14 protein-coding genes and 1 pseudogene are annotated in these 20,563 nt (G+C 47.5%); 14 read left to right on the plus strand and 1 reads right to left on the minus strand.

Going from position 1 to position 20,563, the window contains the following annotated elements:
* Positions 1 to 23 precede the first annotated feature (23 nt).
* Complete coding sequence (gene ponA, locus FTT68_RS06920) at positions 24 to 2,600, minus strand: penicillin-binding protein PBP1a (RefSeq protein ID WP_180175246.1); 2,577 nt, start codon at positions 2,598 to 2,600, stop codon at positions 24 to 26.
* Between the two features lie 171 nt (positions 2,601 to 2,771).
* Between ponA and FTT68_RS06925 the strand changes: the two genes are divergently transcribed.
* The 14 genes and pseudogenes from FTT68_RS06925 to FTT68_RS06990 all read left to right on the plus strand — a co-directional run bounded on the left by FTT68_RS06925 (position 2,772) and on the right by FTT68_RS06990 (position 20,383).
* Positions 2,772 to 3,830: a pilus assembly protein PilM gene (locus tag FTT68_RS06925; RefSeq protein WP_005180518.1), complete on the plus strand. Its 1,059-nt coding sequence runs from the start codon at positions 2,772 to 2,774 to the stop codon at positions 3,828 to 3,830.
* On the plus strand, positions 3,830 to 4,465 hold the full coding sequence (locus FTT68_RS06930; RefSeq protein ID WP_005180516.1) for a PilN domain-containing protein: 636 nt from the start codon (positions 3,830 to 3,832) through the stop codon (positions 4,463 to 4,465). The genes FTT68_RS06925 and FTT68_RS06930 overlap by 1 nt, the downstream gene beginning before the upstream one ends.
* On the plus strand, positions 4,462 to 5,181 hold the full coding sequence (locus tag FTT68_RS06935) for a type 4a pilus biogenesis protein PilO (protein ID WP_005180513.1): 720 nt from the start codon (positions 4,462 to 4,464) through the stop codon (positions 5,179 to 5,181). Before FTT68_RS06930 ends, FTT68_RS06935 begins: the two co-directional genes overlap by 4 nt.
* Positions 5,181 to 5,708, plus strand: a complete 528-nt coding sequence (locus tag FTT68_RS06940; protein ID WP_045795346.1) for a pilus assembly protein PilP — start codon at positions 5,181 to 5,183, stop codon at positions 5,706 to 5,708. Before FTT68_RS06935 ends, FTT68_RS06940 begins: the two co-directional genes overlap by 1 nt.
* 60 nt (positions 5,709 to 5,768) lie before the next feature.
* Positions 5,769 to 7,913, plus strand: coding sequence for a type IV pilus secretin PilQ (locus FTT68_RS06945; RefSeq protein WP_180175264.1), 2,145 nt, complete (start codon positions 5,769 to 5,771; stop codon positions 7,911 to 7,913).
* A gap of 36 nt (positions 7,914 to 7,949) precedes the next feature.
* A complete protein-coding gene (aroK, locus tag FTT68_RS06950; RefSeq protein ID WP_016658449.1) occupies positions 7,950 to 8,492 on the plus strand; it encodes a shikimate kinase AroK in 543 nt (180 codons plus the stop codon).
* A gap of 22 nt (positions 8,493 to 8,514) precedes the next feature.
* Positions 8,515 to 9,597, plus strand: coding sequence for a 3-dehydroquinate synthase (gene aroB / locus FTT68_RS06955; protein WP_180175247.1), 1,083 nt, complete (start codon positions 8,515 to 8,517; stop codon positions 9,595 to 9,597).
* A gap of 12 nt (positions 9,598 to 9,609) precedes the next feature.
* Positions 9,610 to 10,446 (plus strand): hypothetical protein, encoded by an 837-nt coding sequence (locus FTT68_RS06960; RefSeq protein WP_180175248.1) that lies wholly within the window; start codon positions 9,610 to 9,612, stop codon positions 10,444 to 10,446.
* Between the two features lie 438 nt (positions 10,447 to 10,884).
* Positions 10,885 to 15,360, plus strand: a complete 4,476-nt coding sequence (gene gltB, locus FTT68_RS06965) for a glutamate synthase large subunit (protein ID WP_104483771.1) — start codon at positions 10,885 to 10,887, stop codon at positions 15,358 to 15,360.
* Between the two features lie 73 nt (positions 15,361 to 15,433).
* The gene (locus tag FTT68_RS06970; protein ID WP_180175249.1) at positions 15,434 to 16,855 is read left to right on the plus strand and encodes an FAD-dependent oxidoreductase; all 1,422 of its coding nucleotides are present in this window, start codon (positions 15,434 to 15,436) and stop codon (positions 16,853 to 16,855) included.
* A 241-nt stretch (positions 16,856 to 17,096) separates the two neighbouring features.
* A pseudogene (locus tag FTT68_RS06975) lies at positions 17,097 to 17,981 on the plus strand (metal-dependent hydrolase).
* Between the two features lie 166 nt (positions 17,982 to 18,147).
* Positions 18,148 to 18,738 carry a LemA family protein gene (locus tag FTT68_RS06980; RefSeq protein WP_005180484.1) on the plus strand — a complete coding sequence of 197 codons (591 nt, stop codon included), beginning with the start codon at positions 18,148 to 18,150 and terminating at the stop codon, positions 18,736 to 18,738.
* 26 nt (positions 18,739 to 18,764) lie between these two features.
* Positions 18,765 to 19,829 carry a YgcG family protein gene (locus tag FTT68_RS06985; RefSeq protein WP_180175250.1) on the plus strand — a complete coding sequence of 355 codons (1,065 nt, stop codon included), beginning with the start codon at positions 18,765 to 18,767 and terminating at the stop codon, positions 19,827 to 19,829.
* Complete coding sequence (locus tag FTT68_RS06990) at positions 19,823 to 20,383, plus strand: TPM domain-containing protein (RefSeq protein WP_104487965.1); 561 nt, start codon at positions 19,823 to 19,825, stop codon at positions 20,381 to 20,383. The genes FTT68_RS06985 and FTT68_RS06990 overlap by 7 nt, the downstream gene beginning before the upstream one ends.
* Positions 20,384 to 20,563: the final 180 nt, after the last annotated feature.

Here is a 20,563-nt window from a genome sequence, read left to right on the forward strand (position 1 = left end):
ACTGAGGGCTTTTTGTTGTGCGTTTATAAGACTTCATCAATCAGGTTTTCAATCGCATCAGGGCGAGAATTCTGCTGCTGATTTTGCGCTGGTTGTTGCGGCTGTGCCGGTTGCTGTGGCTGAGGCTGCATTGGTGGTGGAGTCGCCTCATCCGGAATCAGGATTTCCTCACCCGGCAAATCATCAAAATCATGCTGCGGTGCAGGCACGACCGGTGCCGGCGCAGGACGATACAGCGGACGGGCCAATGGCGGTGATGAACGATAGCGCTGCTGCAACTCCTGGTCCATGCTGTCATTGCTGGCACTATCGCGGCTTAGCTGGTTGCCTTTACGGTCCAGACTGACCCAGGCTTCCGGTGTACCTTGCAGGGCTTTACCCATAAACTCGGTCCAGATCGGCAGGGCTGCGACACCGCCATATTCACGACGACCCAAAGTCGTTGGCTGGTCAAAACCGACCCAGGAAATGGTCACCAGTTTACCATTAAAGCCAGCGAACCAGGCATCTTTGGCATCGTTGGTGGTTCCGGTTTTTCCACCAATATCATTACGGCCAATACGCAGGGCAGCGCGTCCGGTACCATACTGAATCACATCACGTAGAATATTGGCCATATCATAGGCCGAGCTGGATTTTAAAATACGCTGTGCCTGACGATACTGGCTGCGTTCAATCTTGTTGGCTGGCGCTGCATCTGCGGTCTGAATCGACTGATTGGTGACTTCAATCACTTCATCATCTGGCGTTTTTACTTCAGCTGTTTCAGGATTTTTTTCATCTTCACTGATACAGGCAATGCAGGCATATTCAGGATTGGCCTGATAGATGGTTTTGCCATACGCATCTTCAATACGCTGAATAAAATGCGGTTGTACCCGATAACCGCCATTGGCAAAGGTGGCATAGCCGGTGGCCATTTGCACCGGCAGCACCTGTGGCGTACCTAAGGCGATGGTGTAGTTACGCGGAATCTGGTCTTCCTGCAAGCCAAAATCCATAAATAGTTGGCGGGTACGGTCCAGACCGACGGTTTGAAGTAAGCGGACTGAAACGGTATTTCGAGATAAATACAGCGCACGGCGTAAAGGAATCATGCCCAGATAGCGGCCATCCGAGTTACGCGGCGACCATTTGCCAATGGTAATTGGGCTGTCATTGAGCATGGTATGCGGAGTCATGCCGCGTTCCAGTGCCAGCGCATAGACAAAGGGTTTAATGGTTGAACCCGGTTGACGCCAGCCTTGCAAGGCACGGTTAAAGGTCGATTGATAAAAGTTATAACCGCCGACAATGGCTTCAATCGCGCCATTGTTTGGGTTAATTGCAATCAGCTGCCCCTGAACTTTGGGAACTTGCACCAGTGACCAGGAACTTTTGTTCTGGTTGGGGCGTAAACGGACAATATCGTTAACTTTGACAATTTGAGCTGCCCGGTTTGGTGCTGCGCCAACACTATTGGCATTGCGATAGGGACGCGCCCAGGACATGCCAGACCACGGGACAGTGACGGTAGAACCATCCTGCATCAGGGCTTCAAAAGAATTGTTCAGGACTTTGGTGACTTGTGCGGGATAGGTGTTGGCAAAGGCACGAAAGTCACTCAGTGGCTGGTCATGCGCTTCGGCACCGCGCCAGCCATGACGGCGGTCATATGCTTCTAGACCATTTTGCACCGCCTGTTCGGCATAAGCCTGACGTTTACTGTCAATGGTGGTGTAAACCTTATAACCAGAATCAACCGCCTGCTTGCCGAATTTTTTGACCAGTTCAGCTCGGACCATTTCCCCAACATAGGGGTGAATATTACTGATACTGCGATCCGGCATATCCAGGTTAATTGGCTCGGCAATCCCAGCCTGATATTCATTCTGGTTGATATAACCGAGTTGCAGCATCCGGCCCAGAATCCAGTTGCGACGTTCTAAGGCACGTTCCGGATTGACCACTGGATTGTAACGTGATGGCGCTTTTGGCAGACCAGCAATCATCGCCATTTGCGCAATACTCAGTTCTTCCAAGCTTTTGTTATAGTAAATTTTGGCTGCTGCCGCGATCCCGTAAGCATTTTTACCGAGAAAGATTTTATTGACATACAGGGTCAGAATTTCTTCTTTGGACAGGTTCTGTTCAATTTTTCGGGCTAGAAAAATTTCAGTCAGTTTGCGTCTTAAAGTGCGTTCCGGGCTTAAATAATAGTTCTTGGCCACCTGCATGGTAATGGTCGAGCCACCGGTTTGCACATTAGAACCGGTCACCGCTTCACTCACCGCACGGCCTAGGCCTTTAAAGCTGATGCCGCTATGTTCGAAAAAGGCCGAATCTTCAGCCGCTAAAAAGGCATAGATAAACTTTTCGGGAATCTGGTTGTACTCGACAGGTACAGAAAGTTTGCCACCATACTCTGCAATTAACTGATTATCCGTGCTATAAACTTGTAAAGGCTTCAAAAGAGGCGCTTTTTTTAGAGTGGTCATTTCCGGCAAAGATGGGGCAATATAGAGATACATGCCATAAAAACCCATCGGAATGGAAACTAACACAATAATTATGAGCAAAAAAAATGGATGAACACGGCCCGAACAAGATAGCTTTTTCATAACAAGTAAGTTTTAATAAGAGCTAATGGCAAACTAATTGCTGGTCAGTATAGCCTTTACCCATACGGATTGTTAGATGAGTTATTGTATCCGTACAAAAATATAGACCACAAAGCAACTTAGTGAATGGCATTTTTTTTGGGGATAAAAAAATAATAGGAAAAACTTATTGTGCGCAGGTTATATCGTAAACCGAGTAAGGGGTTAATAGGTGTAGATATTAGTTCTACTTCTGTTAAGTTATTGGAGCTCTCTGTAAAGAATGATCGTTACTGGGTGGAAAGTTACGCCTTGGTACCGCTCCCAGAGGGCAGTGTGGTTGAGAAAAATATTCTGAATCCTGAAGCTGTAGGGGATGCGCTCGAGCGTGCCTTTAATTTGGCCAATACACCGACAACAGCTGCCGCTTTAGCGATTCCAACCTCAATGGTAATTAGCAAGACCATTGAGATGGATGCCGATATGACGGATGACGAACGTGAAGTTCAAATCCGGATGGATGCAGAGCAATATATTCCTTTCCCATTAGATGAAGTTAGCCTGGACTTTGAGGTGCTGCCTGATCGTCTGGCCAATCCAAACCGGGTCAATGTTTTGCTGGTGGCGACACGACTGGAAAATGTCGAGAGTCGCTGTGAAGCGATTGAACTGGCCGGTTTAACCCCAAAAGTGGCAGATGTTGAAAGCTTTGCCATTGAAAATGCCTTTAAAGTCTTCGCCGATACCTTGCCGATGGGGGTAAATACCATTGGTGTGTTAGACATTGGTCATACTATGACCACGCTGTCGGTACTCAAAGACAATAAAATTATTTATACCCGCGAGCAGGTCTTTGGTGGCAAGCAGCTGACCCAGGAAATCCAGAACCGCTATGGTCTGTCCTTTGAAGAAGCCGGCCGCGCCAAGAAAAGCCGTACCTTGCCAGATGATTACGATGTTGAAGTGCTGGAGCCATTCCTTGAGGCGGTGGTGCAGCAGGCGGCACGTTCGCTGCAGTTCTTCTTCTCCTCATCGCAGTTTAATGAAATTGACCATATTCTGCTGGCCGGTGGGAATGCCAATATTCCAGGCCTGGCCAAGCTACTACAGCAAAAACTGGGTTACCGCGTCACCATTGCCAATCCGTTTTTACAGATGGGTTTCTCCTCCAAAATTGATATTAAAAGAATTGAAAGCGATGCCTCTTCATTGATGGTGGCATGTGGCTTGGCATTGAGGAGTTTTGATTAATGGCAAAAATTAACTTACTCCCTTGGCGTGATGAGCTAAGAGAAAAACGAAAAAAAGAATTTATTGCGGTTTGTATTGGGGCTGCATTAATTGGGGTGCTGGCCGTCACGCTGGCATGGTTCTATTACAATCATAAACTTCAAGATCAGGAACAGGCCAATCAGCTGGTGATCAGTACCAACCAGAATCTGGATGTACAGTTAAAGTCGCTGGAAGGCCTGCAAGAGCAGCGTAATGCCATTGTCGAGCGCATGAAGCTGATTCAGGGTCTGCAAAGTCAGCGTCCGGTCGCGGTACGTTTGGTCGATGAGCTGGTCCGCGTTACCCCAAGTAGCATGTATTTGACCAAAGTGGCCCGTATTGGCAATAAATTTACCTTTGAAGGCAAGGCCGAAAGTCCAAACACGGTAGCAGAGTTCCTGCGTAATCTGGAAGCATCGCCATGGTATCGTAACGCCTTCATGAATTCTTTCTTGGCCGTTGAAGAAAATAAAAACAAGGCACCAAGTTCGGTTGTTCCACGGGTAGAAGAAAGCTATGGCAGCTTCGTGGTAACGGCAGATTTGGATGAAATTGCACTTCCAGGCACAGCACCTGCGTCTGGTACTCAAGCAACAGCGGGGGCAGTACAATGAGTCTCGATCAATATGAAGAAATGAATCAGGATCCTGTTGCTGCGCCAAAGAAAAAAATGACGCTGGATAAATTCCTGCAGCAATGGAATACCTTGGATCCGAATAACTATGGCAGCTGGCCGTTTTCCGTCAAGCTGACCATCTGGATCTTTATCATTATTTTAATTGCCTTCCTGGGCTATTTCCTGGCCATCAAGCCGAAGCTGGATGCAATTTCCAATGCGCGTGCACAAGAGCAGAATCTGCTGAATGAGTTTCGTGAAAAAGATTCCAAACTGCGTAACTTGCAGCAATATCAGGCGCAGTTACAGGAAATGGAAGCCAACTTTAACCAGCAGCTACAACAGTTGCCAAAAGAAACCGAAATTCCAGGTCTGGTTGAAGATGTCAACGTTACGGGCGTGAACTCAGGCCTAAGATTTAAAAATATCCGTCTGGAAAATGAAATCAAGCAAGAGTTCTTTATCGAGCAGCCAATTTCGATTGAAGCCACCGGTGATTATCATGCTTTTGGTTCTTTTGTGAGCGGTACAGCCGCTTTACCGCGAATTGTGACCATGCATGATTTCACTATTACTGCCGGTGAAAACAAGGAAAAGAAAACCGATATTCCACAAATTACCTATGTCGCGAAAGCCAAGACCTATCGCTATGTCGGGAATACCGATGCACAGGCCGGGAATAGCACGACTCCAGCCACAGGAGCAGCACAATGATGAAATTTGAAAAACTTTCGTTGGTTCTGGTGTTGGGCCTACTGGCTGCAGGCTGTGATTCACGTATTGATGCCGTGAATGCACAAATGGCAGAAATCCGTAATCAGCCGCCGTTACCGATTGAACCGGCACCGACTTTTGAGCCGGCACCTGTATTTAACTATGCAGCACATCAGCTGAAAAGCCCGTTTATGCCAAGTTCTCTGGCGGCCGAGCTAAAGATTATGGCGGGTAAACGGGTTTATCCAAACCTGTCGCGCCAGTTGCAGCCTTTAGAAAGCTATGCACTGGAAACTTTAAGTATGAAAGGTAGCATGCGCGGGCAACGCGGCGAGATTCTGGCCCTGATTCAAACTCCAGATGGGGAAATTGAACGGATTCAGCGCGGCAGCTATATGGGCTTGAATCATGGTCGGGTCATCAATATTACGCCGACACAAATTGACTTAATTGAGATTATTCCAGATGGTCGCGAAGGGTATGTTGAACGTCCAAGAAGTCTAGTACTGATTGGGCCGGCGCCATAAATTAAAGGAATAAAAATGAATAATACTGTGAAAGATTTTATTTTTGGGGATGGCATTACAATGAACAATTTGTTCCGTCAGTTTTCAATGGGCGCTGTTGCGATGGCCGTCATGCAAGTGGCCAATGCGCAGGTCAGCATTACCAATATTGTACCAATGCAAATTCCAGGACAAGGTACTGAAATTCGTGTCATGTTCAATGGCTTGCCACCTCAGCCTGCAGCCTATCAGCTTGAGCAGCCATCACGTTTGGTGCTGGATTTTGATAAAGCCCAGCAAACCTTAAAGCAGGCCAGCATTCCGGTTGCAACCCGGGAAGCCAGCTCGGTGGATGTCAGTTCCGATGCCCAGCGTGCACGTTTAACGGTCAATCTGGCTGAAGCGGGTGCTTTTACTACCCGTGTCGAAGGCAATACTTTTATTCTTAAAATTAACAGCACTCAGCCAGCCGCAACACCAGTAGCTGTACAGCAGACGGCTCAAGGCGTATCAAATATTGGCTTCCAGCGCGGTGCAGAAGGGGAAGGTCAGGTGGTAATTGACCTGGCAGGCAGCAATACCCCGGTCGATGTGCAACAGCAAGGCAGTAAAATTATTGTCCGTACTTTGGGCAATAAAATTCCTGCGCATCTGGCACGCCGTTTAAACGTCAATGATTTTGCCACGCCTGTATCTACCATTGATGCGCAAAATGATGGTGGCAATGGCGTAATTACCATTCAGTCTGCCGGAAGCTATGAATATATGGCGTATCAGGCGGAAAATAAACTGACCATTAGCCTGAAACGCCCGGTAGATAAGAACCCGTTCAAACCACGTGCAGCACAAAGCTATACTGGCAAAAAGATTTCTTTAGATTTTCAGGATATTGAAGTGCGTCGTGTGCTGCAGTTACTGGCGGATTTTACTGGAATTAACATGGTCGCCGCTGATACGGTACAGGGCAATATCACCTTACGTCTCAAAGATGTGCCGTGGGATCAGGCGCTGGATATTATTTTAAAAACCAAAAATCTGGATAAACGCCGTAATGGCAATGTGATCTGGATTGCACCCGTCGCAGAGCTGATCAAGGCCGAAGAAGAAGAAGCTAAAGCGATTGCACAAAGCGTCAAGCTGGCGCCGCTGCAAACCGAATATATCCAGTTAAATTATGCCAAGGCTGCTGATATTGAAAAACTGATTACTGAAGGACGTAATTCAAAAAATAGTAATAATAATTCCAATAACAATAGTAGTACTAATAATATAGATCCTTTGGGTGATAGTGTTGGTAGTCTGCTCAGCCCACGTGGTACGGTGTCGGTTGATCCACGGACCAATACTTTGATTATTAATGATACTGCGCAGAAGATTGATCAGATTCGTGGCATGATTGACTTGCTTGATGTACAGGTCAAACAGGTCATGGTTGAGGCACGGGTTGTACGTGCATCAACAGAGTTTGCTAAAGAGATGGGGGTGAAATGGGGGATATTATCTCAAGGTATAACCAATAACAACCATTTGCTTGTAGGTGGTAGTGATACAACGCTCTGGGATTTAAGAACCCCTGAAATTGATGGCACTACAGGAATTCCAACTTACGATATTCAGCGTCCAGATAACTTAAATGTTGATTTGGGTGTAGAGAATGCAGCGGGTCGTATTGCATTTGGTTTGATTAGTTTATCTGACTTTATGCTTGATCTTGAATTGTCAGCACTTCAAGCAGATGGTTATGGCGAGGTTATTTCAACGCCTAAAGTCCTAACAGCGGATAAACAAAAGGCGACAGTAGAGTCTGGTTTGGAAGTGCCATATCAATCTACCGAAGGTTCGGGGGCTAATGCAACGGCTACAACTGAATTTAAAGATGTTGTATTAAAGCTGGATGTCACACCAAGTATTACACCTGATGGTAAAGTGCAAATGGATTTGGATATATCGAGTGACAGTATCGCAGGGGTAACACCGATGGGTGAGTATTACCTGAATAAAAATCGTTTAAATACGAATGTGGTGGTTGAAAATGGCGAAACTGTTGTTCTTGGTGGTATTTTTGAACAGGAAACACTAAATCAGCAAACTAAAGTGCCATTCCTGGGTGATATTCCATATTTAGGCCGTTTATTCCGTAAAGATATTAAATCGGACAATAAACGTGAGTTGCTGATTTTTGTGACACCACGAATTGTTAATGACAGTGTTTCAAGAAATCATTAATATATTTTCAATTTAACAAAATAAATAGGTGACTCCTTGCCAAGCAAAGAGTTTAACGCCCTGCCAAATATCTATTTGGTGGGGCCGATGGGGGCCGGAAAAACCACGGTAGGGCGACATTTGGCAGAGCTGCTCGGACGCGAGTTCCTGGACAGCGATCATGAAATCGAGCGTCGTACCGGGGCCACCATTCCCTGGATTTTTGAAAAAGAAGGGGAAAGCGGTTTCCGTAACCGTGAAACCACTGTCATTGACGAGCTGACCTCTCGCACTCAACTGGTTCTTGCCACCGGCGGCGGTGCAGTCACCCAGGCCCCGAACCGTGAATTTCTCAAACAGCGTGGTATTGTGGTGTATCTGTATACCCCGGTGGAAATCCAGCTGCAACGTACCTACCGCGATAAAAACCGTCCTCTCCTTCAAGTTGAAAATCCTGAACAGAAACTGAAAGATTTGCTTGCAGTACGCGATCCATTATATCGTGAGGTGGCGCATCATATTATTGAAACCAATCAGGGTGCAGCCCGTGATCTGGCGCAAAAAATCCTGAATGTGATCGTGGCGAAGAAATCAATTTAATTGAGTACAGTGTTTTAAAACCATGCAAACCTTATATGTTGAACTCGGCGATCGCCGTTACCCGATTTTTATTGGCAGTGATTTAAATCCGCAGACGCTACTGGAACCTTATATTCAAGGCAAGCAGGTCATGATTGTGAGCAACAGTACCGTGGCGCCTTTGTATTTAAAGCACTATCAAACTGCCATAGAAGCACTGGGTAAACAGGTGGCAACATGTATTTTGCCCGATGGTGAAAAATACAAGAATATTCAGCATCTCAACCTGATTTTTGATGCGCTGCTAGAAGCTGGTTTTAACCGCGACTGTACTGTGCTGGCCCTCGGTGGCGGTGTGATTGGCGATATGGCCGGATTTGCCTCAGCCTGTTTCCAGCGTGGTGTGTATTTTATTCAGGTGCCGACCACCTTGCTGTCTCAGGTCGATTCCAGTGTGGGGGGGAAAACCGGGATTAACCATCCGCTAGGTAAAAACATGATCGGCGCCTTCCAGCAACCGCAAGTGGTGCTGGCTGATATGTCGCAGCTCAAAACCTTGCCCGATCGTGAACTGTCTGCCGGTCTGGCTGAAGTGATTAAATATGCCCTGCTGGGTGATATTGAGTTTCTGGACTGGTTAGAACAGCATATGGAGGGGCTGGTAGCACGTGATCCGGTTTTACTGGCAGAAGCGGTGTATCGTTCTTGCGCGCACAAAGCCCGGATTGTCGCCAATGATGAAAAAGAGCAGGGCGAGCGCGCATTGCTGAATTTGGGTCATACCTTTGGTCATGCCATCGAGTCTTATCTGGGTTATGGCGAATGGCTGCATGGTGAAGCGGTTGCGACCGGCATGGTGATGGGCGCCGATTTATCGTATCGGATGGGCTGGATTTCCGCAGACGATGTTGAGCGTACAAAAAGAATCATTTCTCGTGCCCAATTGCCGATAGTATGTCCTAAAATTCCGTTGGATGATTTTCTCGGTTTTATGGCCCATGACAAAAAAGTGTTGAATGGCCAGTTGCGACTGGTATTAATGCAGCGTCTGGGACAGGCCATCATTACCCGGGAATTTGATCCGGAATTAATGAAACAGTCTATTCTTGCGCATCAGGCAGCATAAATAAGGGATCCCATGGCAGCAGCATCACAAAGCGTCAAACAACGTGTTCAGAATTCCATCTGGTTGGTGTGTGGTGCGCTGTGTCTGCTGCTGGCGATTATCTTCTGGGCCATTACCGATCGTGATGAGTTGGTTGAAGTCGAAAAAGCCCCGGAATCAGAAGTTGAATTGCAGATTCAGCCGGCAAAAGTCGCGGCAACCGCGCATTTGGGTGCCTTGATTGATGAGGTCAAACCGCTGGAACAAACCAAGCGGTTAACCGCTTCGGGGCTGCATGAGCCTGAATTTCGTGGCACCAAGTTTATCTCCGAGCAGCGTAAGAACCAGACCATTGAGCTGTTCCGCGTGAGCGAAGAAGATATTATCAAGGGTTTTCTAAAAAAACAGGCCGATCGCCAGAATTTTCTTTATATTCGCTTGAGTGGTGAAAACCGTGCCGAGCAATATGTATTGCTGTATGGCAATTATAAAAATACCAGTCAGGCGCAAAGCGCTTTAGAACAGCTAGCGCTGCAATTGCCCGCATCGGTCAAACCGGTGGTGACCAGCTTTATGGACTATCTGGCGTTTGTAAATGACCTGGGTGCAGAGGAAGTAAGCCTGAACAATAAACTTTATGAAGTGGCTTTAAAGCCGGCTGCGCTACCGAAAATTGATGAAAGTCTGCTGGCTGCACCAAAACAGAGCGCAACCAGTCCGCAACGCTCCACCACAACCACCACCGTAACCCGCCGTGATCAGGACGGAAACGTAGTGGATGTGCAAAAATCACAAAGTGGTGTTGCTCCACCTGCACCAGCATCGAATAACACCACCACAGAACAAGAAATTAGTGATCCTTTCAATTAAACTGCCGTTCTAAAATAGCGCAGGCTGGTGTATAAAAATAAAGATATGCACAAAAACAGTGCGTATAAAATAAGCGAAACTTCCCTGAAAGCGCACCGCTCTCACTGAAACTTGCCCAAATTAAGTCATTTAAAAATAGCACAATAAAGTTGGCATCATTTTTGCATTATTGGTGCATCAATTGAGTTAATGTCCCTATTTTGGAGCAAGAAAGATTCAATGATTGTGCGAAATCGTCAAATGTTTATGCTTGATTTAAGTGCATAAAGGCAGTCACGGTTTTCCTCAGTTTGTCATCTTGATCACTCAAGATCAGAGCCAGGAGAAATGAACTTGCTCAACATGGATCTTAAGCTAAGTCAGTCGGACCAGGTCGCAAAAGAAAGTAGATTGTTAATGCCCAGCAAGGGCGCGTTGAAAGAAGGGTACGCTATGCACATGCCATCGCCTAATACTGTAGCTCCCGCTCAAGGTTTATACCAACCGGATGAGTTTAAAGATAACTGTGGTTTCGGTTTAATCGCCCATATGCAGGGTGATGCAAGCCATGATCTCGTCAAGACCGCCATTCATAGTTTGAGTTGTATGACCCACCGTGGTGGTATTGCCGCAGATGGCAAGACGGGCGATGGTTGCGGTCTATTACTTGCCATGCCAAAGCAGTTCTTCCGTGAAGAAGCCAAACGCTTAAGTGACATTACCTTAAGTGAAGTGTTTGCTGTGGGCACCATTTTCCTGAGCCTCGATCCGGCCTTAGCTGCGCATGCCAAACAGACGTTAACCAAAGAAATTGAAGCAGAAGGCTGTAAAGTCATTGCCTGGCGTGTAGTGCCAACCAATAACGATGCCTTAGGCTCAATTGCCATGCAGTCTTTGCCTGCCTTTGAACAGGTCATCGTGAACTGCCCGATTGGCGTGACTGAAGTTGAATTTAACCGTAAATTATTTTTGGCGCGTCGCCGTGCCGAGCAGCAACTCAGCAATGATCCGTATTTCTATGTGACCACTTTATGTTCAACTGTGATCAGCTATAAAGGTCTGATGATGCCAGCTGCGATTGCTGACTTCTATACCGACCTGGCTGATGAGCGTTTAGCGTCACATATCGTGGTGTTCCACCAGCGTTTCTCGACCAATACCTTGCCACGCTGGCCGCTGGCGCAGCCGTTCCGTTATCTGGCGCACAATGGTGAAATCAACACCATTACGGCAAACCGTAACTGGGCGCTGGCGCGTACCCCTAAATTTGAAAACCCGTTATTGCCGGGCTTAACCGAGCTGAATCCAATTGTGAACCGTACCGGTTCGGATTCATCCAGCCTGGACAATATGCTGGAAATTCTGGTGGGTGGCGGTATGGATCTGTTCCGTGCGCTACGTATGCTGGTACCACCAGCCTGGCAAAACGTGGAAACCCTGGATGCAGACCTGCGTGCCTTCTATGAATTTAACTCGAAACACATGGAAGCCTGGGATGGTCCGGCAGGTCTGGTGATTCAGGATGGTCGTCATGCCATCTGTATGTTGGACCGTAACGGTTTACGTCCGGCACGCTGGGTCATCACCAAAAATGGTTACATCACCTTGGCTTCTGAAATTGGGGTTTGGGGTTATGAACCGGAAGATGTGGTGTCGAAAGGCCGTGTCGGTCCGGGTCAGATTCTGGTGGTGGATACCATGACTGGCAAAGTGCTGGACACCAGTGATGTAAACCAGCACCTGAAAAAAATGCGTCCTTACCGTGAATGGTTACGTGAAAATTCAATTCGCGTTCAAGGCAGCCCGGAATTAGAAGAATATTTATGTGATCAGGGCTTAAAAGGCGATGGCCTGAAAGCGGCACAAAAAATGTTTATGGTCACTTTTGAAGAACGTGACCAGTTACTGCGTCCAATTGCAGAAAGCGGTCAGGAAGCCGTTGGCTCGATGGGCGATGATACCCCAATGGCCGTGTTGTCGCGTCAGGTGCGCCATGTATCGGATTATTTCCGTCAGCAGTTTGCACAGGTCACCAACCCGCCAATCGACCCGTTACGTGAATCAATTGTGATGTCGCTGGAAACCTGTCTGGGCCGTGAGCAAAATGTGTTTGAACAGGGACCGGAACATGCTGATCGTCTGATCATTTCCAGCCCGGTACTGTCAAACTCGAAAATGCACCAGATTCGTACTTTAGGACGTAAAGGCTATGAAATTGCCGATATCGACCTGAACTATGCTGAAACTGAAGGTCTGGAAGCGGCAATCACACGTATTTGCGAGCAGTCTGCGCAAGCGATTCGTGATGGCAAAACCTTATTGGTACTTTCCGATAAGAAAATCCGTGAAGGCTATCTGCCGGCCAATGCGGTAATGGTGACGGGTGCGGTGCATCACCACCTGATCAATACCGGTTTGCGTACCGATGCCAACCTGATTGTGGAAACCGGTTTTGCCCGCGATCCGCATCAATTTGCAGTGTTGCTTGGTTTTGGTGCAACCGCGATCTATCCATATCTGGCTTATGATGTGATCAATGATTTGGTCGCTAAAGGTGAATTGCTCGGTGATCCGGTCTATGCACAATCGAACTTCCGTAAAGGGATTGAAAAAGGCCTGCTGAAAGTCCTGTCAAAAATGGGTATTTCAACCGTTGCTTCGTATCGTGGCGGTCAGCTGTTTGAAGCAGTTGGTTTATCTGCTGAAGTGGTGAATACCTGCTTTAGCGGTGTGCCAAGCCGTATTCAGGGTGCGACTTTTGTCGATCTGGAAAATGACCAGAAAAAACTGGCCGATACCGCGTGGAAAGCGCGTAAGCCAATTGATCAGGGTGGTTTGCTGAAATTCGTCTTCGGCAAGGAATATCATGCCTTTAACCCGGATGTGATCAATTCCTTACACAAGGCGGTGCGTTCAGGTAATTATGCCGATTTTAAAGAATACGCCGAGATTGTGAATAACCGTCCAATCGCGACCATTCGTGATTTATTCAAACTGAAAACAGACAATTCGATTCCACTGGAACAGGTGGAATCAGTTGAAGAGATTTTACCGCGCTTCGACTCTGCCGGGATGTCTTTAGGTGCGTTGTCGCCTGAAGCGCACGAAGCGATTGCGATTGCTATGAACACGATTGGTGGTCGTTCGAACTCGGGTGAGGGCGGTGAAGATCCAGCGCGTTACGGCACCATCCGTAATTCGAAAATCAAACAAATTGCATCGGGCCGTTTTGGTGTGACGCCTGCATATTTAACCTCTGCAGAAGTCCTCCAGATTAAAGTCGCGCAAGGTGCAAAACCAGGTGAAGGTGGCCAGTTGCCGGGTGGTAAAGTCAACGGACTCATTGCACGTTTACGTTACTCTGTACCGGGCGTAACCTTAATTTCGCCGCCGCCGCATCACGACATTTACTCGATTGAAGATTTATCACAGTTGATCTTCGATTTAAAACAGGTGAACCCACAGGCGATGGTGTCGGTGAAACTTGTTTCTGAGCCAGGTGTCGGTACGATTGCGGCCGGCGTTGCGAAAGCGTATGCCGATTTCATTACCATTTCTGGTTATGATGGCGGTACAGCGGCTTCGCCACTTTCTTCTATTCACCATGCAGGTTCTCCGTGGGAGCTCGGTCTAAGTGAAGCGCATCAGGCACTGCGTGTGAACGACTTGCGTGGTAAAGTTCGCGTGCAAACCGATGGTGGTTTAAAAACCGGTCTGGACGTGGTGAAAGCGGCCATCCTCGGTGCTGAAAGCTTCGGTTTTGGTTCTACCCCAATGATTGCTTTAGGTTGTAAATACCTGCGTATCTGTCACCTGAACAACTGTGCGACTGGTGTGGCGACGCAGCAGGATCACTTGCGTCAGGAACACTATATTGGTGAGCCGCAAATGCTGATCAACTTCTTCACCTTTATTGCTGAAGAAACCCGTGAATGGCTGGCGGCGCTGGGTGTATCCAGTCTGAAAGACCTGATTGGTCGTACAGACTTGCTGGAAATCCTGCCGGGTGAAACCGACAAGCATGCCCATCTGGATTTAAGTGCCTTGCTGGAATCACATCCTGCCGCGGAAGGTAAGGCGCAGTACTGTGAAGTACAAGGCAATGAACCGTTCGATAAAGGCGTATTGGCCGAGCAGATGGTTAGCGAGATGCTGCCAGCCATTGAAGCCGGTACCGGTGGTGAATTTAATTACAGTATTGGCAACTGTGACCGTTCAATCGGTGCACGTATTTCTGGTGAAATTGCCCGCCGTTATGGCAACCTGGGTATGGAAGCCCATCCGGTGAAAATGAACCTGACCGGTACTGCAGGTCAATCGCTGGGTGTCTGGAATGCCGGTGGTTTACACATCAAGTTGGAAGGCGATGCCAACGATTACGTCGGTAAAGGGATGGCCGGTGGTCGTCTGTCGATCTTCCCGCCAAAAGGTTCGCCATTCCAGACCCAGAATACTGCGATTATTGGGAACACCTGTCTGTACGGTGCCACTGGCGGTAAACTGTTTGCAGCCGGAACTGCAGGTGAGCGTTTCGCGGTGCGTAACTCGGGTGCCTTTGCTGTGATTGAAGGCGCAGGCGATCACTGCTGTGAATATATGACCGGTGGTATCGTAACGGTACTGGGTAAAGTCGGACACAACTTTGGTGCCGGGATGACAGGTGGTTTTGCTTATGTACTTGATTTGGACAACGACTTCGTTGACCATTACAACCATGAGCTGATCGAGTTAAACCGTATTTCTACAGAGTCGATGGAAGAACACAAAGAGTTCTTGTCACGTATCTTAGATGAGCATATTCAAGAAACGGGTAGTGCCTGGGCGTACAAGATCCGCCATGAGTTTGATTACTACAGCCGCAAGTTCTGGCTGGTAAAACCAAAAGCAGCCAACTTGCTGACTTTGTTAAAGACAACTCAAGCTGATCCTCAATAATTCCACGACTGCAGAAATGAAGCCAGATGCAAGGCAACTGTGAATCCCTTGCATCTAGCCACGGAGTAAAGACATGGCAGAACGCCTAAGTAATGACTTTCAATTCCTGGATGTTGCACGCCAAGACCCAGAGAAAAAAGAGATTGACGTCCGCAAATCTGAGTTTGTGGAAATTTATAAGCCATTTACCGCAGAAGTGGCGACCAACCAGACCCATCGCTGTTTAGGCTGTGGTAACCCGTATTGTGAATGGAAATGTCCGGTACATAACTACATTCCAAACTGGTTAAAACTGGTTTCAGAAGGCCGTATTTTCCAGGCAGCAGAACTGTGCCATCAGACCAATACCTTGCCAGAAGTCTGTGGCCGCGTTTGTCCGCAAGACCGTTTGTGTGAAGGTGCCTGTACCTTAAATGATGGCTTTGGTGCCGTGACCATCGGCAATGCAGAAAAATACATCAATGACACTGCATTTGCGCTGGGCTGGCGTCCAGACATGTCGCATGTCAAATGGACCGATAAAAAAGTCGCGATTATTGGTGCGGGCCCGGCAGGTCTGGGTTGTGCTGATATTCTGGTGCGTAACGGTGTAAAACCGGTGGTGTTTGATAAACGTCCGGAAATTGGTGGTCTGCTGACTTTTGGTATTCCAGAATTCAAGATGGAAAAAGACGTAATGAAACGCCGCCGTGAAATTTTTACCGGTATGGGCGTAGAATTCCGTTTAAATACCGAAATTGGTACAGATGTCACCATTGACCAGTTACTGGCAGATTACGATGCCGTATTCATGGGCATGGGTACTTATACCTATATGAAAGGTGGTTTTGCCGGTGAAGACTTAGATGGTGTGTATGATGCACTGGATTTCCTGATTGCCAACGTGAATCGTTGTCAGGGCTGGGAAAAAGATCCATCAGAATACATCTCTGTGGAAGGCAAAAAAGTGATTGTCCTGGGTGGTGGTGATACCGCGATGGACTGTAACCGTACTTCAATCCGTCAGGGTGCAGAGTCGGTGACCTGTGCCTATCGCCGTGATGAAGCCAACATGCCGGGTTCACGTCGTGAAGTAACCAATGCGCGTGAAGAAGGCGTGGAATTCCAGTTTAACCGTCAGCCAATTGAAATTGTGGGTGAAGATGGCAAAGTTACTGGAGTAAAAGTAGTCACTACGCAACTGGGTGAACCGGACAGTCGTGGCCGTCGTAGTCCAGAGCCAATTCCGGGTTCAGAAGAAATTCTGCCGGCAGATGCAGTGCTGTTGGCCTTCGGTTTCCGTACCAGCCCAGCCGACTGGTTTGCCGATGTGAACATCAACCTGGATGGTTCAGGTCGTGTGGTGGCTGCAGAACAGCAGGAATTTAAATTCCAGACTTCAAACCCGAAAATTTTCGCCGGCGGTGATATGGTGCGTGGCTCTGATTTAGTCGTGACTGCAATCTGGGAAGGCCGTCAGGCAGCAGAAGGCATTCTGGACTATCTGGATGTCTGATTTACGCTGAATTCATTCAAGAAGCCCGCTTTTAGAGCGGGTTTTTTTAATCACTTTGGTTTTAGAATCGGTAGGTGAAGATGAAAAAGAGACAAGGGCTGCTAGCAAATTCGCTGTAAACACACTTTATGCAACAGGTCATTTTGAAGTTTTTTGCAAATTGAATCGGTCTTTTTGCCATAGGGGAAAAGTGATTTTGTTCACATACTGAGCGTCTCCAAAACAAGAAAGGTCAGTAACCATGACGCAAGTGACGGCAGAAAAATCTTATCTTCATCGTCCGAAAGCTATTGGGATCACGGTTCGCCGGCCCAAATTTAATCCTTATGCTATCCGCCGGCATTATTTTGCCAATTCGCCGGTGATGTCGCATCTGCTTACCGCCTTATCTTCCACTTTTCCCATTGGTGAGCAGTTTTTTGTGCATAGCGTGCGTAATGTACGCGATCAGGTTCAGGATCCGCAATTACAGGCACAAATTGCTGCATTTATCGGGCAAGAGGCGATGCATTCCAAAGCGCATCGTGAGTTTAACAACGCCTGGCGCCGTGATGATTATCAGCTGGATCGTTTTTCAGGCCTGGCTGGCGCGTAAAGATCATCATGTCAAAAGTCTGCCCCCTAAAGTGCAACTGGCGATTACCTGTGCTTTTGAACATTTTACTGCGCTACTGGGCGGCTATATTCTGCGTCATCCAGAAGTGCTGAGTACGCTGGATGATGATGCAGCCAAGCTGTGGATCTGGCATGCGATTGAAGAAATTGAACATCGAGCGGTGGCGTTTGAGGTATATCAGCATGTGTATGCCGATCATCGCCTGCGCCGTATGATCATGCGCAGTGTGACTGCCGGTTTGCCAGTCTGACTTTTTATAGCGCTTCACAGCTGTTTTTACAGGACAAGAAAAACAGTATGCCGAAAATCGGCGGTAATCTGTTTGGTCTGTATTTGCTGGCGAAAATGCTGCTGCAGCTATTGCCGGAATATCTGTCTTATTACCGGAAAGATTTTCATCCGGCCAAAATCAATTACAGTCGCAGCCTTAGATACTGGAAACAGCGCATGGCAACGCAGTATCAGGTTGAAAGTTCCCAGCAGGAACAACAGCCACAATTATTCAGTTAATTCAAACAGATGGTAAACCAATGATTAAAACCGGGCTTCTTTACGCGTCTGGTTTTTTCATGCGCGTATGTTTTCCAAGTGATAAATAAAATTAACAAAACTGGGCTAAAATACCGTTAGAATCAAATTATTGAACAAATACAAATAAATAATTAGAGGATAAGGCATGAACTTGATGAAAAAAACACTGCTGATGCTGGCACTCAGCAGCAGCTTGACTCTGAGTGGCTGTGGCTATAACACCTTACAGGTCAAAGATGAAGCCGTGACAGCGGCCTGGTCGGAAGTACAAAACCAGTATCAGCGCCGTGCCGATCTGGTGCCGAACCTGGTCAATGTGGTGAAAGGCTATGCCGCACATGAAGAGCAGGTGCTGACTGAAGTGACCCAGGCACGTGCCAATGTGGCCGGCTTAAAAGTCGATCAGGCGGTGCTGGAAGACCCAGCCCTGTTCCAGCGCTATCAGGAAGCGCAAGCGCAAATGACCGGGGCGTTATCGCGTTTAATCGCGGTATCAGAAAATTATCCGGATTTAAAAGCCAATCAGCAGTTCCGGGATTTGCAGGTGCAGCTTGAAGGCACCGAAAACCGTATTGCGGTAGCGCGTAACCGTTATATCACTACGGTGCAGGACTTTAATGCCTACTCACGCCAGTTCCCGCAGGTAATGACCGCAAAAGTGATTGGTATGGACACCAAGCCAAACTTTAGTGCCGATCAAAACGCACAAACTGCACCAACCGTGTCGTTTGAATAATCCCACGCCCCAAGGAGCCGCGGATCATGCCTGATTCAATTACTGCTCTCATCCGGTGGATACTGCACAGCCTGCTGTTGTGCTGTGCACTATTGCTCAGTTCACTCAGTCTGGCAGATACCGCTGCTAGCGGCTCAGCAGATGACCTGGCGGCGGCGCGTATCATTCAGGAACAGCAACGTGAGGCCAATGCTCGTCATCAGAGTCAGGCAGTCGCTGCATCTGAGGCAAGTGTTGAACAACCGGCGATCGCCAATGATATGGCAGAAGGGGAGTCCATCCGCGGCTTGCCGACTTTAAATGAGCCGGTGATTGATCAGGCCAATTTGCTGAGTGCAGCGCAGAAACAGGCGATAAGCCAGCGGATTTTAGCGCTGCATCAGCAAGGCAAAGCACAAATTGGGGTGGTGATTGTCCCGACCACCGGTCAGGAAGATATTTTTGATTTTGCCATGCGCGTTGCAGAACGCTGGCAATTGGGATCGGCCAAATATGACAATGGCTTGTTGATGGCAATTGCAGTGAATGATCGACGTATTCAGATTTTAACCGGTTATGGTCTGGAAGGGGTACTACCCGATATTGTGCTGGGCCGGATTATCAACAACCAGATCACCCCGTATTTTAAGCAAGCGCAATATGCCAGCGGTATTGAAGCCGGTCTGGCCGAAATTGAACGTATTTTGAATCTGGACCCAGAAGTGGCGGCTAATGCGGCTAAAGAGCTACAAGAACGCCAGCAACAGGCACTGCGTGAGCAGCAGGCACGGGAAAAAACCTTTAATACGGTGATTTTTATTTTAATTGCCGGGGTGATTGGCTCTTATATTGTCGGTAAACGTCTCAGCGCCTCAACCGCTGCGGTGGCGGCTACGGTGGCGGGGCTGGTCAATGGTGTGGGCATATTCACCAGTTTATTAATGGGGCTTGGGATTTTCTTTTTACTCATTACCGCACTGGCCCAAGCGATTTTTCATATTTTCTTGGCCTCGGCTGGTCGTGGCGGCGGAGGCGGTGGCTTTGGTGGAGGCGGTGGATATAGCGGCGGAGGCGGCGGCTTCGGCGGGGGAGGGGCATCAGGATCATGGTAACCACAACAGATACAACCGAAATTATTACCCAGCCGAAAACTCAGGAGTTGAGTCAACCCAGTTTAAAGCGCTGGTTTAAGCACTTTTTCTATATGCCAGCCACCAAACGCTTTTTTAACCAGCAGGATCAGTATGCAATTGCGCAAGCAGTCACAGAAGCCGAGCATGGTCATATTGGTGAAATTCAGGTGGTGATTGAAGGCTGTCTGCCTTCGCGTTTGGCTTATTATCAGGATACGCGTACCCGCGCACGGCAGCTGTTTGCTGAGCTAGGTGTTTGGGATACAGAATATAACAGTGGTGTACTGCTTTATTTAAACCTGTGTGAGCGTAAAGTCGAGATTGTGATTGACCGTGGTATTAAGCATGCCACCGAGCAGCAAGTCTGGGATGAGATTTGTCAGAAAATGGTGTATGGCCTAGCGCAAAGAGAATATCAGCAAGCAGTGATCTTGGGGGTGAAAGAAATTGGTATGATTTTGGATGGTTTTTATGACCGAAAAATTCAGGATGAAGCCAATGAGCTGGGGAACAAGCCGATTATTTTAGGTTAATGTTGTAAATATGTGACACTAAGTGTCACTTTTTTACATAAAAATACATTAAAAAAATAAAGTGAAAATTTTTTATCCATAAATGGCTGTTTTTTCTTTAAATATATTTATAATAAAAGTTGGCACATATAGTGCTATATACAAAATAGCTTATAAAGCTTATAAAAAATTAACAAAACA

The organism is Acinetobacter sp. Q85-2 (assembly GCF_013420555.1).
GTDB lineage: Bacteria > Pseudomonadota > Gammaproteobacteria > Pseudomonadales > Moraxellaceae > Acinetobacter > Acinetobacter indicus.

Coding starts and splice junctions, on each gene's coding strand:
- ponA (WP_180175246.1), bottom strand. CDS start 2,600: ATGAAAAAGCTATCTTGTTCGGGCCGTGTTCATCCATTTTTTTTGCTC.
- FTT68_RS06945 (WP_180175264.1), top strand. CDS start 5,769: ATGAACAATTTGTTCCGTCAGTTTTCAATGGGCGCTGTTGCGATGGCC.
- FTT68_RS06980 (WP_005180484.1), top strand. CDS start 18,148: ATGAACTTGATGAAAAAAACACTGCTGATGCTGGCACTCAGCAGCAGC.
- FTT68_RS06970 (WP_180175249.1), top strand. CDS start 15,434: ATGGCAGAACGCCTAAGTAATGACTTTCAATTCCTGGATGTTGCACGC.
- gltB (WP_104483771.1), top strand. CDS start 10,885: ATGCCATCGCCTAATACTGTAGCTCCCGCTCAAGGTTTATACCAACCG.
- aroB (WP_180175247.1), top strand. CDS start 8,515: ATGCAAACCTTATATGTTGAACTCGGCGATCGCCGTTACCCGATTTTT.
- FTT68_RS06985 (WP_180175250.1), top strand. CDS start 18,765: ATGCCTGATTCAATTACTGCTCTCATCCGGTGGATACTGCACAGCCTG.
- FTT68_RS06960 (WP_180175248.1), top strand. CDS start 9,610: ATGGCAGCAGCATCACAAAGCGTCAAACAACGTGTTCAGAATTCCATC.
- FTT68_RS06935 (WP_005180513.1), top strand. CDS start 4,462: ATGAGTCTCGATCAATATGAAGAAATGAATCAGGATCCTGTTGCTGCG.
- FTT68_RS06990 (WP_104487965.1), top strand. CDS start 19,823: ATGGTAACCACAACAGATACAACCGAAATTATTACCCAGCCGAAAACT.
- FTT68_RS06930 (WP_005180516.1), top strand. CDS start 3,830: ATGGCAAAAATTAACTTACTCCCTTGGCGTGATGAGCTAAGAGAAAAA.
- FTT68_RS06940 (WP_045795346.1), top strand. CDS start 5,181: ATGAAATTTGAAAAACTTTCGTTGGTTCTGGTGTTGGGCCTACTGGCT.